This is a genomic window from Rahnella sp. CG8 (assembly GCF_023701875.1).
Classification (GTDB): Bacteria; Pseudomonadota; Gammaproteobacteria; order Enterobacterales; family Enterobacteriaceae; genus Rahnella; species Rahnella aceris.
Genome location: NZ_JABAED010000005.1, coordinates 1 through 14965 on the forward strand (window position 1 = coordinate 1; position 14965 = coordinate 14965).

Consider the following 14965-nt stretch of genomic DNA (forward strand, 5'->3'; position numbering starts at 1 on the left):
AAGGGTCCATGATGAGCATGAACCCTTTTTACACGAGCCACCGGATCGGTCAACTGATCCTTAAACGATCGGCATTATCCCGCAGGAGCCATTTTTGTCTTCATTGCTGCGACAGATTACACCGCCGCAGGCGCGGTCAGGGAAGCCATATCAATCACAAAACGATAGCGCACATCGGCTTTTTCCATACGCTCAAACGCTTCGTTAATTTCATCCATGCGGATCATTTCACAATCCGGCAGAATGTTTTTCTCAGCACAGAAATCGAGCATTTCCTGCGTTTCACGGATGCCGCCGATTGGCGAACCGGCCACGCGACGACGGCCTAACAACAGCGGTACGGTGTTGAATTCTTCCATCGGCCCGACCTGCCCGACCAGCACCAGCGTACCGTCCACATCCAGCAACGGCAGGTACGGCGTGACGTCATGTTTGACCGGCACGGTATCGATGATTAAATCAAAATGATCGTGTGCCTGCGCCATCGCGTCGCTGTCGGCGCTGACCAGCAGACGGCTTGCACCTAATTCCAGCGCATCGGCTTCTTTGGCATTTGAACGGCTCACCACCGTAACATCTGCACCCAGACCGACCGCCAGTTTGACCGCCATATGGCCCAGACCGCCCAGACCAATCACGCCCACACGGCTGCCCGGCCCGACGTTCCAGGTTTTCAGCGGCGACCAGGTGGTGATACCGGCGCACAGCAGCGGCGCGGCTTTGGAGAGATCTAACCCTTCCGGCATACGCAGACAAAACTCCTCGCGCACCACTAAATGCTTGGAGTATCCGCCCTGCGTCGGCTCTTTGGTGAAACGATCATAACCGGCGTAAGTCCCGGTGTTACCTTCGCGGCACAACTGTTCTTCACCTTTTTTACACTGATCGCATTCCTGACAACTGTCTACCATGCAACCGACGGCAACATGATCGCCTGGTTTGTAGCGAGTGACGCCTTTACCAATGCTGGTGACACGTCCGACGATTTCATGGCCGGGAACAATCGGATAATAGCTCCAGCCCCAGTCATTTCTTGCGGTATGTAAATCGGAATGGCAAACGCCGCAATACAGAATTTCCATTGCGACATCGTTATCACGCAGGCCGCGGCGTTCAAACGTAAACGGCGCCAGCGGTTTTTTAGGATCGTAAGCAGCAAATCCAACAGTTTTCATCAGTAAACTCCTGAGTCGTTAATGACCCGTTAACTATAGAATTTACCGCCGAAGTCACAAGCCACAGTCCTCCTGAATCCTTGCCTGATCCTGTTCAGTTTATTTCTTAAAGCTGCCGAACATTTTGTAGCGTCCGCCCGGATACAACAGCCGGGCGCAGGTCACCACTTTTTCATGATGCCAGGTGCGGCGCAGGGTTTGCAGGCACGGCTCGGTCTGATGAATATTCAGCAGGCGCTGTTCGTCGTGACTGGCCATCACCGCTTCAATGGTATGTTCGCCCGCCGTCAGCGGTGCCAGTTGGGTCAGATAGGCGAAAGGCGTGGTTTTAGTGAAATCCTGGTGTAAATACAAGGGGGCGATGTCCGGATTCACCAGCCGGTCTTCCAGTTGCACCGGAATGTCATTTTCGTAATGCACAATCACCGAATGAAACAACACCACGCCGGGCAGCAGCATAAATTTCATCGCCATGCTGTCACCGGCACTTTGCTTACCCAGTTGCAACACGCGGGAGGTATGAAAGTGCCCGCGGCTCTTAATTTCGTCAGAAATGTTATTCACTTCCAGCATCGGCGTGAACGCTTTCATTTCATTGACAAAGGTGCCGACGCCCTGCAAACGCAGCAGATAGCCCTCCGTGGTTAACTCGCGCAGTGCCCGGTTTATGGTCATCCGGCTGAACCCCAGCTCGGCGACCAGTTCACTTTCTGACGGCACGCGCTGATGCGGTTGCCAGTGTCCGTGCAGGATCTGATTAATGATCCCCTGTTTCACCTGCTTATACAGCGGAGAAGGCTCGTCTCCGGCATCCGCAATGACTTCTGATAGCGTTCTGTTTGATGACATCATTCCTGCCTTGTATGTCGCACGGAGCACGGCGGCTGGCGTATTTTACCGGACGTTATTTGCCGGTAAACGCCGCCTGTTCTTTCGCCGCCAGTGCACGCATGCCTTCGCTGCGGTCGTCACTGGCCGCAATCAGGGCCGACAACGAACGTTCATAACTGATGCCCGCCGTTAAGCCCATATCGAAACTCGCCAGCACGGCTTTTTTGGCCATCTTAACGGCGAGCGGTGCGGCACGGGAAATATTCTGCGCAATCTTTAACGCCTGTTCCGTTAACGTTTCCGGCGTGGTGACACGACTGATCAGTCCGGCGGCCAGCGCTTCTGTGGCGGTGATTTTTCGCCCGGCGAGGATGATTTCCATCGCCAGTGATTTCCCCACCGATTTAACCAGCCGCTGCGTGCCACCCGCGCCGGGGATAATCCCGATGTGCGTTTCCGGCAGCCCGATAATGGCCGTGTCATCAGCAATCACGATATCGCACAGCAACGCCAGTTCCAGCCCGCCGCCCAGTGCATAACCGGATAACGCCGCGACAACCGGCGTTTCAATGGCGGCAATCTGATCCCACTTTTCACTGAAACCGCTGGTGTAAAGGGCTATCGCTGAGGCGGTGGCCAGCGTGCCGGTATCGGCACCCGCAGCAAACGCACGCGCGGAGCCGGAAATCACGATGGCGCGGATCTGTTTATCACCGTCCAGTTCGCGCATTTTCTCCAGCAATTGCGTCAGCATTTCTGAACTCAGCGCGTTAAGTTTTTCCGGCCGGTTAAGAATGATATGCGCCACGCCCTGATGACGTTCACAGCGGATAAGTTCGCTCATGGTTTTTGCATCCCGCTGATGGCAAGGATTGTGGCGTTTCGGTGCGCGAGACCTTCTTCAATAGCCTGCGCCGTCCACGGATAAAACCCGGCGCCGGTTTTGGTGCCCAGATTGCCCTGCTCAATTTGCGCCAGCAACCACGGCGGCAGCTCCTCGTCGCGCGATAAGGCTGGCAGTAATATCGCGGCGACATTTTTCACCGTGTCCAGTCCGGCAAAATCCATCAGCTTCAGCGGCCCCATCGCCGACCAGCGCGGGGCGAGCGTACTTTGTACAGCGAAGTCCACGTCTTCGATGCTGGCAATTCCGGCTGTGACCAGATGCAACGCCTCACGCAGCATGGCGTATTGCAACCGGTTGACGATAAAACCCGGCGCTTCTTTATGAATGGTCACCGTCTGTTTACCCAGTTGCTGACAAAGCGCATCGGCCTGCTGACGCGTATTTTCATGGGTTTGCGGTCCGCAGACAATTTCCACCATCGGCATCACATCCGCCGGATTAAACCAGTGCAGGCCGATAAAGCGCGACGGCACCGCCAGTACGCTGGCAATCTGCCCGACCGGGACGCTGGAGGTGTTGGTGGTCAGCAGACAGTCGTCGCTGACATGTTTTTCGATCTCCTGGAAAATCTGCTGCTTAAGCGCCAGCACCTCAGCGATATTCTCCGAAACAATCTTCGCGCCTTTCAGACATTCCGCCATGGACGTCGTAAACGTGACCGACGCCGTCAGCCCGGCGTCGATACTGTCGATCACTTTGGCCGCATTGTGCAGCGAGTTTTCAGTGCGTGAATAAAGCGCCACCTTAAAGCCGCTGGCGGCAAATACCGCAGCGATCCGCGCGCCCATCGTGCCCGCGCCAATGACTGCAACCTGCGTTGGTTCCATATTATCTGCCTCCGGTTAAATGACGCCCTGTTGCGCAAGTGTGTCCATCTCCTGCGAAGACAGCCCCAGTTGTGCACTGAGAATGGCGCGGGTGTGCTCGCCAAGCTGTGGCGGCATTAAATCGGGTAGCTGGTTCATGCCGCTCAGCTTCACGGGCTGCGGTAAGATACTGATTTCACCGGCGACCGGATGCATCACCTGATGCAGTAATCCGCGTTCGGCGGCGTGCGGGCTTTGCAGCAGTTCATCCAGCCCCCAGACCGGTGCGGCGGGAATACCACCGGCATCGAGCAGGGCGAGCGCCCCGGCCACCGTTTTGTCGTGCAACCACTCTTCAATCAGCACCCGTAACTCATACTGATGTTTCAGGCGCTGCGGATCCGTCGCAAAGCGCGCATCCTGTACGATTTCCGGTTTGCCAATGGCCTGTGCCAGACGGAGGAACAGGCTGTCATTGGCGACGGCAATCACCAGATAACCGTCTGCCGCACGGTAGCTGTCCATGGGGGCGCTGATCGGATGTGCATTGCCCAGTCGCCCGGCCAGCGGCATACCGCCCAGCAGTTGTGTCAGCGAGACCATTTGCATCGACACCATCGCATCAAGCATCGCGACATCCACATGTTGCCCGAGGCCGGTAATGCCCCGTTGCAGCAATGCCGCCAGAATGCCCCACGAACAGTACAGACCCGACACCACATCACCAATCGCATCCCCCACCCGCGTCGGTTCACCGTTCGCCCAGCCGGTGACCTGCATAATGCCGCCCATCGCCTGGATCACATGATCGTAAGCGGCTTTATGCGCCAGCGGTCCCTGCTGCCCAAAACCGGAAATACTCGCATACACCAGCTTCGGATTGATCTTCTTTACGGCGTCATAATCAATGCCCAGGCGGGTGGTCACACCGGGCCGGAAATTTTCCACCAGCACATCCGCACTTTCGATCAGTTGCTCCAGCACGGCCCGGCCTTGCGGTGATTTGAGGTTCAGCGTCAGGCTTTTTTTGCCGTGATTAAGCAGCATGAAATAGGTGCTTTCGCCATTAACATGCGGGGTGAAATCACGGGAATCGTCACCTTTACCCGGCATTTCAATTTTGATCACTTCCGCACCCAAATCATTGAGCAGCGAAGCGCAGTAAGGTCCGGCCAGCACGCGGGAAAGGTCGAGCACTTTGATCCCTTCCAGCGGCCGGGATGTCGCTGATACACTCATGCGGTTTCTCCCTCAACGGTGTCTGCGAAAATCAAAGGTGTCAGCGCGCGCAAGATATCGCCCTGTTTGATGAGCTGGCGGATGGCCAGCATATCCGGATACATTTCCTCGTCACTCTGCCGGAAGGCCACCTGCTCACGCACCAGAGACAGCACGGTTTCCGTGCCCGCCGAGGCGCGCAGTGGCCGGTGGAATTCCACCGCCTGCGTGGCACACAGGATTTCTATCGCCACGATATCAATGGCATTTTCAACGGCATCAATAGCATTGCGTGCCGCCGTCACGCCCATGGAAATGTGATCTTCCTGTCCGGCACAGGTGGACACGGTATGCACACTGGCCGGTGCTGCCAGCGCACGGTTTTCCCCTGCCAGCGCGGCCGCTGCATACGGCGGGATCATCATCCCTGAATGCGCCCCGCCATTGGCCACCAGAAAAGCCGGCAATCCGCTGAGATGGCTGTTCGTCAGGCGGTCAGAACGGGCCTGCGAACCGGTGCTGAGTTGCGCAATGGCAATCGCCAGCGCATCCAGACACAGCGCCACCGGCGCACCGTGCCCGTTGCCCCCCGGCAGTACATTCAGCTCGCCGTCTTCGACCATAAACACCGGATTATCCGTGACAGAATTCACTTCCGTGGTCAGCGTTTTCAGGCAATAACTCAGCACATCCCGCGCCGCGCCGTGCATTTGCGGAATACAGCGCAGGCTCAGCGCGTCCTGCACGCGAAAATCACGGTATTTATCGAGGATCTCACTGTCACGCAGTAAACTGCGCAAAATCCGCGCGGTTTCCTGCTGACCGTCGTGCGGGCGCAGCGCATGAAGGCGGGCGTCATACCCGCGGATGTTCCCCTTCAGCACTTCCAGGCTCATGCCACCCGCGGCATCCGCCACCGGCAGCAATTCGCGGAAAGTTTCCGCCGCCAGACACCCCAGCGCAGTGATTTCATAGGTGCCGCTGACCAGTGCATGGCCTTCGCGCGGGCCGGGAATGCGCACGGCAATCCCCGCCCGTTCCAGGGCTTCCCGTGCCGGTAACAGTTCGCCCTGATAGAACGATTTTCCATAGCCGAACACTGACAGCCCGATATGTGCGGTGGCAATCAGATAGCCGACCGACCCTTTGGCGGGTGACCACGGCGTCACCCCCTTATTGAGCATATCGGCCATCGTCTGCACCAGCGCCGGGCTGACGCCGCTGAATCCCTGCAACAGGGATTTCATCATCACCGCCATCATCGCCCGCACTTCATGCTGCGCCAGAACCGGCCCTGTACCGCAGGCATGGCTTTTCAGCATATTGAGTTGCACGTCGGAAATTTGCTCCGGCGACAGGCGCTGAGTGACCAGGTCGCCCACGCCGGTAGTCAGGCCGTAAATCACTTTATTGTTATCAATCGCCTGCCTGATTTTCTCGTGCACGATCAGCATGGCGTCTGATGCTGACGGGTCCGGCAGCACCTGCGCCCCGTAAGCGATATCGGCGATGTCACGGACGGAGGTTTCCGCCGTGCCTAAGATGACAGTGCGCGTCATCATTTATTCAGCCCGTGCCCGGTCAGCCACTCTTTTGCCACAGCATCCACGCTTTCGAAATTCGCCAGTTTGCCGTTCATCACGATCAAATCGCTGGTGGTCAGTTGCCTGGACACATTGTTCAGCGTGGTTTCAACCACCTCGCTGGCTTTGTCTTTTGCAATCAGCGGCACAATGTTTTGCGCCGGGAATAAGTGTTTGGAATCTTCCAGTGCCACCAGATTCTTCGTTTTCATCGCCGGATCGGTTGAGGTCATATCCGCGACCTGAATCTGATTGTTGGTCAGTGCTGACAGCGTCAGCGGACCCGCGACGTCGAGCACTTTGAAGTTCTTAAAGGTCAGGCCGTAGACTTCGTTCAGCCCTTTCACACCTTCACGACGGGTTTTCCATTCAGCCGGACCACCCAGTACCAGCGTTTTCGCCACCGGCGCCAGGTCACTGATATCTTTCAAATTGTATTTTTTGGCAGTTTTTTCAGTCACTGCCAGCACATCGCTGTCCTGCGCCGCAGAAATATCCAGCATTTTGATTTTCTCAGGCAGCGCTTTCGCCAGCGCCGCCGCCACATCTTCAGCAGAATGCGCCTGGGTTTTTTCGTCGAGATAACTCAGCGTGGCACCGCTGTATTCCGGGATCAGGTTGATTGAGCCGTCAAGCAGCGCAGGCATATACACCTCACGGCTGCCGATATTAAGTTTGGTTTCCACCTTGACGTTTTTCGCCGCCAGCGCCTGCTGATAAATAGTGGCAATCAGCTGGCTTTCCGGGAAGTCCGCCGAACCGATAATAATGGTGCCACCCGTCTCAGCGGAGAAAGCGGCAGGGGCGTGCACGACGGCAGCAGAAAACAGGGCAACGGCGAGCAGATTTTTCAATTTCATTTTTGTCAGGCTCCGGAATGAGTGAGTAGATAATTCAGTTATTCGATAAAGGAATTGTTTTTTTACGGCGGCGTTCACGCTGCCGTAATCCTGGTGAAACAATGAAACGAATTAAAAAAGAGAAAAACACATCAACCAGTAACGCTAATATTCCCACCATAAAAGCACCCGCAACCATTTGCGGATAATCGTTCTGCGCACGGCCATCAATAATCAGCCGCCCTAACCCCCCAAGCGAAACATACGCAGCAATCGTAGCCGTAGATACAATTTGCAGCGCAGAGCTGCGGATGCCGGATAATATCAGCGCCATTGCACAGGGTATTTCCACCGTCAGCAGTAATTTCAGCGGTGAATATCCCATGCCGGTTGCGGCGTCAATAATCGCCGGATTAATCGCCCTGATGCCGGAATATACCCCCATCATGATGGGCGGTAATGCCAGAATGATCAGCACAATCAGACAAGGCACAATAAAAGCCAGGTCTGATTCAAATACCGGCCCGAACAGAATTACCAGTAAAATGATCAACCCGAATGAAGGCAGCGCACGCATGGCATTGGCGCTGCCGATTAATAACATCGCACCTTTGCCGGTATGACCGACATAACAGCCAATCGGGAAAGCGATAATCACCGCAATAAACAACGCTTCAATGCTGTAAATCAGATGCTGAAATATCAGCACCAGCAAGCCGTCATCGTTGAGCCAGTGACCGGAGTCCAGCAACCAGTTAATCATTTCGCATTCCTTTTCGGTTGCCAGGTGGTCATTTTATTGCCGGTGCGCAGCACCAGATTATCCAGCAGCAGCGCCAGCACAATGCACAGGAAAATACCGGCAATAATCGGCGTCAGGAAATGTAGCTGGAAACCCTGGGTAAATAACGCCCCCAACTGCGGCATGCCGACCAGTGCTGAAATCGACACAATACTGACGTTCGATACCACCACTACCCGCATACCTGCGGCGATTACCGGCACAGCCAGCGGTAATTCCACGCTCAGGAAACGCTGTAATGGCCGGTAGCCCATGGCGACAGCGGCCTGATGGGTTTCATGTGGAACAGAATCCAGCCCGTCGCACACGGTACGGATCAGCAGCGCAAACGCATAAAGTGTCAGAGCCACCACGACATTCACGGTATCCAGAATTTTCGTGCCCAGCAGACCGGGTAATAAAACAAATAACGCCAGGGAAGGAATGGTATAGAGCAGTCCTAATATATTGAGAATGCCGTCTTTAAATTTCCCACAGCGGTGCAAAACACCCCCGACCGGAATAGCCAGTGCCAGCCCGATTAATACCGGAATAACAGACAGGTAAACATGCCAGCCGAGCAGCGTTAATATATTTTCCCGCTGCTGAAATAACCAGTCAAAACGCATGGTATTACCTCACAGCACGGGAATGAGAAAGTGAAAACACCTGTTCGATATTTGCCGTACCCATAAAGCGCTGCTGTTCATCAACCACGATACCGCGCTGACAGGGAGAACTTAATACCGAATCCATTAACTGACGCAGCGTGCCATTTTTCGGCGCAAAGGTGCTGCCGAGATTAATATCTTCCGGGTCCACGGTGGTTTTATTTTGTGTCACATCATACCAGCCGAGCGGACATTCATTTTCAACCACCAGTAACCAGGCACTTTCTCCGGCAAGGGATCGGGCTTCGCTGACGGAAATACCCGGCGCGATCACAGGTTCTTTCGTCAGGCTGATATTATCAGGGATCATATCGAACGAAAGTTTGCGGTATCCGCGGTCACGGCCAATAAAGTCAGCGACAAACGCATCCCCGGGTTCATTAAGTAATTTCACCGGTGAGGCGATTTGCGCCAGACGACCACCGGGGCGGAAAACCGCAACCTGATCGCCTAATTTCATCGCCTCATCAATATCGTGCGTGACCATAATAATGGTCTTGCCGATTTCACGTTGTAATCTTAAAAACTCATCCTGTAACTGTTCGCGCACCACCGGATCGACGGCGCTGAAAGGTTCGTCCATCAGCATGAATTCCGGGTCCGATGCCAGCGCACGCGCCACGCCGACCCTTTGTTGCTGACCACCGGACAACTGCCACGGATAGCGCTCCGCCATCGTCAGCGAAAGCCCGACCATTTCAAGTAATTCGAGGGCTTTTTTACGCGCTGCCGTGCGTGTCGCACCGTTGAGCAGTGCCGTGACCGCAATGTTGTCCTGCACGGTTTTGTGCGGAAACAGCCCGGCGTTCTGGATCACATAACCTATTTTGCGGCGCAGTTTAACCAGATCCATCCCGGCGGTCGGCTGTCCGTTCAGCAAAATGTTGCCTGAAGACGGCTCGGTTAACCGGTTGATCATGCGCAGTGAAGTGGTTTTTCCGCAGCCCGAAGGCCCGACCAGCATAGTAATTTGTCCCGTCGGCGCACTGAACGACAGCCTGTCTACAGCCACCGTCCCATCTGCGTAAAATTTGCTTATGCTCTCAAATGAAATCATTACGTTTCCAGCCACATTACGGAGTGTTTTTCATAAGGCGCCTGCGTGTGATTATTTTGCAGACCTGACATGTACTAACTTGTATGTACAACCTAGCAAGCAGGATGCCAACTTCTCTGTGCGGGTGAAAACCACGGATTACGGCGGATGGGATGTGCCGGGGGGTAAAAAGTGAACGGAAGATGCGGTTTTTTTGCACCAGAAACAAACACCCCGCCCCATTGCGGTGCGGAATGTTTTACTTTCTGGCTACAGGCTGTTTACGACTTTCGCTCTGACAACTGACTCAGCCACTGACTGCGATATTCAGAAGGCGAACGGGCGGTGCTTTTGCGGAAAACCCGGCAGAAATAGTTGCTGTCAACGAAGCCGCTGCTGGTCGCCACTTCTTTGATTTTCAGTTCATAACCTTTAAGCAACAGTTTTGCCTTTTCCAGGCGGACGTGATTCAGATACTCGCTGAAGCCGATATCTCCGGATTTACGAAACAAATGAGACAGATAATTCGGCGTGATATGGAAACGCTTTGCCACGTTTTCGCGCGTCAGCGGCAGTGAGGCATTCTCTTCAATATACTTTTTGATTACCTCAAACAGCGCCCCGCTGCGGGTAAGGATCTGCGCCCTGTTAGCGAGCTGTTCCTGACAATGACTTAACAGCCCCGCCACCACGCAGCGCGCGGTTTGCTGGTCGTCAGGACTGGAGACAATTTCATTCATCGCCTGCAACAGAAACGAGCCTACACGCGGGCCAAGGCGGGAAACACTTTGTTTATCCGTGCCGGTAAATGTCACGCCATCCCAAAACTGTAAACTGAACCCCAGTTTTTCTTTGCTGAACAGAACACTCAGCACAATCGCGGGCTTGTCCCACACCATCAGATTCCATTTTCCCCCCGGAATATACAGCGCATCACCCTGCCTGAGCAGCCCTTTGCCTGCGGCAATGCTGCGATCGCGGACTTCGCCTTCAACGACAAATTCAATACGGGGAAAACTGACCACGGAGGCCAGTTCAGGCGGCGGCTGGGAATTATCAGGAAACCTGACAGCAAACACATCACTGCCGGACACCGATCGGAACAGTGTTTCTATCACGTCTTGCAGCATGGCAGTCTCTCAGAGGTTTTCTCTTCATCATAACATACACGTAACACATACGCGGTGATGCGGCCAGCCACACTGTGACCGCCCTCTGATGTCCGTTATAAAAGCCGGTAAAAATGCCATGAAAAAGCCTGACCGGCAGGCCAGGCCTGGGGAAAACAGAAATTCAGAGCACGTCGAGCAACCATTTCTGGGCAGGCGTCAGGCGGCTTGCCGTTTCCGGCTTCAGCCATTTACGCTGATCCTGCTGCTGCGCATCCGCACGGTCGATATACAAACTGTGCAGCACGCGGCGACGGGTGCCAATGCGGTTATTGGTGCCGCCGTGCCAGGCGTGAGCGTTGTAAATCATCACGCTGCCCGCCGGTGCTTCGAACACCACTTCATCAGGATGCGGTAATTCAACATCCGCCAGCACATCCTCCGGCAATTCCGGGCGGTGATGGGTGCCGGGAATAATGCGCGGTGCGCCGTTGGCGGCACTCAAATCGTCAATCGCCACGATGGCATTGACCAGATGGACTTTCGGAAAATCCGGACGCGGCTTTTTCCAGTCAGCATGCAGCGGCTGATGGCCGCCCCGGTGCAGCGCTTCGCGTCCGTTGAGGCTCGAAACCTTAAACGCGCCACCAAAAATATGATGACAGACGGACAGGATCAGCGGATGCGACCACACTTTTTCCCACACGGTACCTTTGTTGATCATGTTGGCGATACGGGTCGCGGTGGCTTCCTGATGGTGTTCGACGGCGAGATTATCGCCCTCTTTGTCCACCAGCATGTCAAACGCGGTGCGCATCTCTTCCAGCCAGTCTTTGTCGATAACATTATGAATAACAAGGTATCCGCGCGTCTCCAGCTCGTCAGCCTGCGCCGGAGTTAATGGTTGTGTTGCGCCCAGCGCTGCAAGATATTGCTCAGATGAATGATTCATTTTCCGCCCCTTCAGTTAACGTTTGCGTAACATAAAAGTACGGCAGTTTTTATAGGAAAAAACGATGCGAATCCTACAAAACACTGGATTTATGTGTGATCGCCCAAAAAGTGTGACGCAGGTCTGCTCACCTCTGCGGTGCTTATCTCAGGCCGATACCAGCAGTTGTGCCTTTAGCCTTTCCTGTAAAAAATCGAGAAATACCCGGGTGACTTCGCTGCGCTGACGGTGCTGCGGATAAATGGCATGCAGGCTGAGTGAGCCGGGATGAAATGCATCCAGAACGCGAACCAGTGCGCCATATTGCAGCGCCGGTCCGACGATAAATTCCGGCAGTAATACCAGCCCGAGTCCGGCGACGGCCGCATCGCGCAGCACTTCGCCGTTATTGCTGACAATTGGCCCGCGCACATCAAACAGACGACGTTTGCCCTCCAGCTCCAGCTCCAGCTCCCAGCCGGTCTGTCCTTCGCGCCCGTAACGCAGGCAATGATGGTTGAGCAAATCCTCCGGCGTTTCCGGCGTCCCCTTACGCTGAAGATATTCCGGGCTGCAGCAGATCACCCGCTTCAGTTCGCCAAGCCGCCGCGCCACCAGCGAGGAATCCGCCAGATTACCAATGCGCAGCGCGATATCGAAACCTTCACCCACCAGATCCACATAGCGATCGACCAGTTCTACCTGAAACTGAATCGCCGGATGCTGACCTAAAAACTCGGCAATCAGCGGCGAAAGGTGGCTGATACCAAACGACATCGGAATGCTGATGCGGTACGTTCCCTGAAGCACCTGCCGCCTGGGCGACACCGCCCGTTCGGCCTCTTCGATATCATCGAGGATGCGCTGTGCATGTTGCGCGAACAACTGGCCGGACTCGGTCACCGACAGTTTGCGGGTATTGCGATTGAGCAGCCGCGCATGTAAGCCAGCCTCCAGCGACGCCATGCGGCGACTGACATATTGTTTTGAAAGCATCAGTTGTTCAGCCGCCGTGGTAAAACTCCCCGCTTTTACCACGGCAATAAAAATACGAAGATCTTCTGTCTGCATCTTATCCGCACCCTTTATTCTCACGCCATTTATTGTCAACCAAAACGTGACAGTGATAGTCAAACAACCGTATTGTTGAGCAAATTAGTTTACGTGTATTCTCTGTTCATCGGAAGGGCAAACGCGCTTCCCCCCTGACAAACTGAGGAGCACATCATGATTGAACAACGTCTCTCTGAACAACGCGGATTGGGTGACCACGGCTGGTTGCATTCACGTCACACCTTCTCCTTCGCCAGTTACTGGGATCCAAAACAGGTCGGCTTCTCAGACCTGCTGGTCATCAACGATGATCAGGTTGCACCGGGGCGCGGCTTTGGGGCGCACCCGCACAGCAATATGGAAATTATCTCTTATGTGCTGGAAGGCGCGCTGGAGCATAAAGATTCAATGGGCACCGGTTCTGTGATTGTCCCCGGCGACGTGCAGCTGATGAGCGCCGGTTCCGGTGTGACGCACAGTGAGTTCAACCACTCCGGTGACGAAAAGGTGCATTTCCTGCAAATCTGGATCGTGCCATCTGAAAATGGGACCAAACCGGGTTACCAGCAGGTCTCTGTGCCTGAAGCGGAAAAACGCGGCCAGTTCCGCCTGATTATCTCGCCAACAGGTGACAACGGCTCACTGAGCGTGCGTCAGGACATGAAGATTTACGCGGGTTTCTTCGACGGTGCGGAACAGGCCACGTTCGACCTTGACCCTGACCGTTATGCCTATGTCCACGTGGCACGCGGCAGCATCAAAGTGAACGGCATTGAATTCAGAACCGGTGACGGTGCACGTATCCGTCAGGAAGATAAACTCACCTTCACGGACGGCGACCAGGCAGAAGTCTTGCTGTTTGATTTGCGTCCGGTGGAAGTCAATCATCCGACCCGCTGATTGTCCGGCACGCTAATTGAAAGTGTTTAAGCAGGCGTATTACAGGTTTTTCGGCAATGCGCCTGCCCTTTTATTATCTTCGTCCTCACGGATAAAAAAGCCTGCTGTAATACTCTTCAACAGATCTGTTTCTCTGGAAAGCATCTCCCATCTATGTCGTTATCCAGTTGGTTTATAAACCTTCCTTACGTTATATTTGCCTCGTCGCGTCAAAAATACGCGGCTAGGTTTCGCAGCCTGAATACCACATCGGAAATACATATGTAATAATTATGTATTTGCCTCCGTACACCTGTCAGATACAGATGCTTGTAATTTGTACATCCTATGGTGACTCAGGCAAGGCAGCCTCCGGGCTGGCCGGCTTCCGATGTGACCGGTACTGCGAACCTTGTCTGAGCCACCACCAAACGAGTTTCGCAGCTCCGGTGGTGGTTAACTATCACATCGGAGAATACCTATGAAACTGCCCCATAGTCCGACTTTCCTGCCGTTTCCTACGTCGTACATCCAGCAGCATGAGGGAGAAATCCTGATTAATCAGGACTGGCACCCCGCTGACATCATTGCTGCACTGCGCAAAAAAGGCACCACCTTGTCTGCGGTTTCACGCGCTGCGGGTTTATGTTCAACCACATTAGCCAATGCGCTTACCCGCCCCTGGCCAAAGGGGGAATTGCTGATAAGCCAGGCTATCGGCGTGCCGCCTTCGATTATCTGGCCAAGCCGGTATTTCGATAAGCGCACAATGCAATTTGTTGAACGTCCGTTGCGCACGCCCGGTAAGAAACCCCCGTCAGACGAATAGCATAAACATCTCCGGGCGTTGTAAAGACTCCCTTTTTCTTCCTCTCCCTGCTAACTCCCTGAATTCGGCACATCGCAGCCGTGGCTAACGTCAGGCTCGGGCAGGCTGTTATGGCTTTCCACCAGCACCCCCCCTGTCGGATCAACCACCATGCCACACAAACGCAATCCTGCGGTCTGACGGTCAATAACCCGGTAAACAAACTGCACATCATCTGGTTTATGACTGTGCCATGCAGGCGTTTGAAAAACAGCCATCTTTTAAAACTGTTCTGCTTGCACATCCGGTGCTGGCGGCCAATATTACTGAACGGGATC

The 14965-nt window shown here is 54.5% G+C and carries 16 protein-coding genes; 2 read left to right on the forward strand and 14 right to left on the reverse strand.

What is annotated here, in order from left to right; all coding sequences use genetic code 11:
- Positions 1-116: 116 nt before the first annotated feature.
- The 13 genes from HGO41_RS06185 to HGO41_RS06245 form a co-directional block, all read right to left on the reverse strand.
- On the reverse strand, positions 117-1175 hold the full coding sequence (locus HGO41_RS06185; RefSeq protein ID WP_013575667.1) for an NAD(P)-dependent alcohol dehydrogenase: 1059 nt from the start codon (positions 1173-1175) through the stop codon (positions 117-119).
- Positions 1176-1274: 99 nt separating this feature from the next.
- Positions 1275-2024 carry a histidine utilization transcriptional repressor HutC gene (gene hutC, locus HGO41_RS06190; protein ID WP_037035698.1) on the reverse strand — a complete coding sequence of 250 codons (750 nt, stop codon included), beginning with the start codon at positions 2022-2024 and terminating at the stop codon, positions 1275-1277.
- 55 nt (positions 2025-2079) lie between these two features.
- Complete coding sequence (locus HGO41_RS06195) at positions 2080-2850, reverse strand: enoyl-CoA hydratase-related protein (protein WP_250980864.1); 771 nt, start codon at positions 2848-2850, stop codon at positions 2080-2082.
- Positions 2847-3740 carry a 3-hydroxyacyl-CoA dehydrogenase family protein gene (locus HGO41_RS06200; protein WP_112198448.1) on the reverse strand — a complete coding sequence of 298 codons (894 nt, stop codon included), beginning with the start codon at positions 3738-3740 and terminating at the stop codon, positions 2847-2849. Before HGO41_RS06200 ends, HGO41_RS06195 begins: the two co-directional genes overlap by 4 nt.
- Before the next feature lie 15 nt (positions 3741-3755).
- Entirely contained in the window at positions 3756-4958 is a 1203-nt protein-coding gene (locus tag HGO41_RS06205; RefSeq protein WP_013575671.1) for a CaiB/BaiF CoA transferase family protein, read from the reverse strand.
- A complete protein-coding gene (locus HGO41_RS06210) occupies positions 4955-6499 on the reverse strand; it encodes an HAL/PAL/TAL family ammonia-lyase (RefSeq protein WP_112198449.1) in 1545 nt (514 codons plus the stop codon). Before HGO41_RS06210 ends, HGO41_RS06205 begins: the two co-directional genes overlap by 4 nt.
- Entirely contained in the window at positions 6496-7380 is an 885-nt protein-coding gene (locus tag HGO41_RS06215) for an ABC transporter substrate-binding protein (RefSeq protein WP_013575673.1), read from the reverse strand. The genes HGO41_RS06210 and HGO41_RS06215 overlap by 4 nt, the downstream gene beginning before the upstream one ends.
- Positions 7381-7414: 34 nt before the next feature.
- Positions 7415-8122, reverse strand: a complete 708-nt coding sequence (locus HGO41_RS06220) for an ABC transporter permease (protein WP_015689988.1) — start codon at positions 8120-8122, stop codon at positions 7415-7417.
- Positions 8119-8769 (reverse strand): ABC transporter permease, encoded by a 651-nt coding sequence (locus HGO41_RS06225; RefSeq protein ID WP_013575675.1) that lies wholly within the window; start codon positions 8767-8769, stop codon positions 8119-8121. Before HGO41_RS06225 ends, HGO41_RS06220 begins: the two co-directional genes overlap by 4 nt.
- 4 nt (positions 8770-8773) lie before the next feature.
- The gene (locus HGO41_RS06230; RefSeq protein ID WP_013575676.1) at positions 8774-9868 is read right to left on the reverse strand and encodes an ABC transporter ATP-binding protein; all 1095 of its coding nucleotides are present in this window, start codon (positions 9866-9868) and stop codon (positions 8774-8776) included.
- A gap of 260 nt (positions 9869-10128) precedes the next feature.
- Entirely contained in the window at positions 10129-10977 is an 849-nt protein-coding gene (locus tag HGO41_RS06235; protein ID WP_015689991.1) for an AraC family transcriptional regulator, read from the reverse strand.
- Between the two features lie 163 nt (positions 10978-11140).
- A complete protein-coding gene (locus tag HGO41_RS06240) occupies positions 11141-11908 on the reverse strand; it encodes a phytanoyl-CoA dioxygenase family protein (protein ID WP_013575678.1) in 768 nt (255 codons plus the stop codon).
- A gap of 147 nt (positions 11909-12055) precedes the next feature.
- Positions 12056-12958, reverse strand: coding sequence for a LysR family transcriptional regulator (locus HGO41_RS06245; RefSeq protein WP_250980865.1), 903 nt, complete (start codon positions 12956-12958; stop codon positions 12056-12058).
- A gap of 156 nt (positions 12959-13114) precedes the next feature.
- On the opposite strand from HGO41_RS06245, the gene HGO41_RS06250 reads away from it, so the two are divergent.
- Positions 13115-13840: a pirin family protein gene (locus tag HGO41_RS06250; RefSeq protein WP_013575680.1), complete on the forward strand. Its 726-nt coding sequence runs from the start codon at positions 13115-13117 to the stop codon at positions 13838-13840.
- 532 nt (positions 13841-14372) lie between these two features.
- The gene (locus HGO41_RS06255) at positions 14373-14648 is read left to right on the forward strand and encodes a helix-turn-helix domain-containing protein (RefSeq protein ID WP_223509806.1); all 276 of its coding nucleotides are present in this window, start codon (positions 14373-14375) and stop codon (positions 14646-14648) included.
- Between the two features lie 50 nt (positions 14649-14698).
- Here the strand turns inward: HGO41_RS06255 and HGO41_RS06260 are convergent, their stop codons facing one another.
- A complete protein-coding gene (locus HGO41_RS06260; protein WP_157962144.1) occupies positions 14699-14905 on the reverse strand; it encodes a hypothetical protein in 207 nt (68 codons plus the stop codon).
- Positions 14906-14965: the final 60 nt, after the last annotated feature.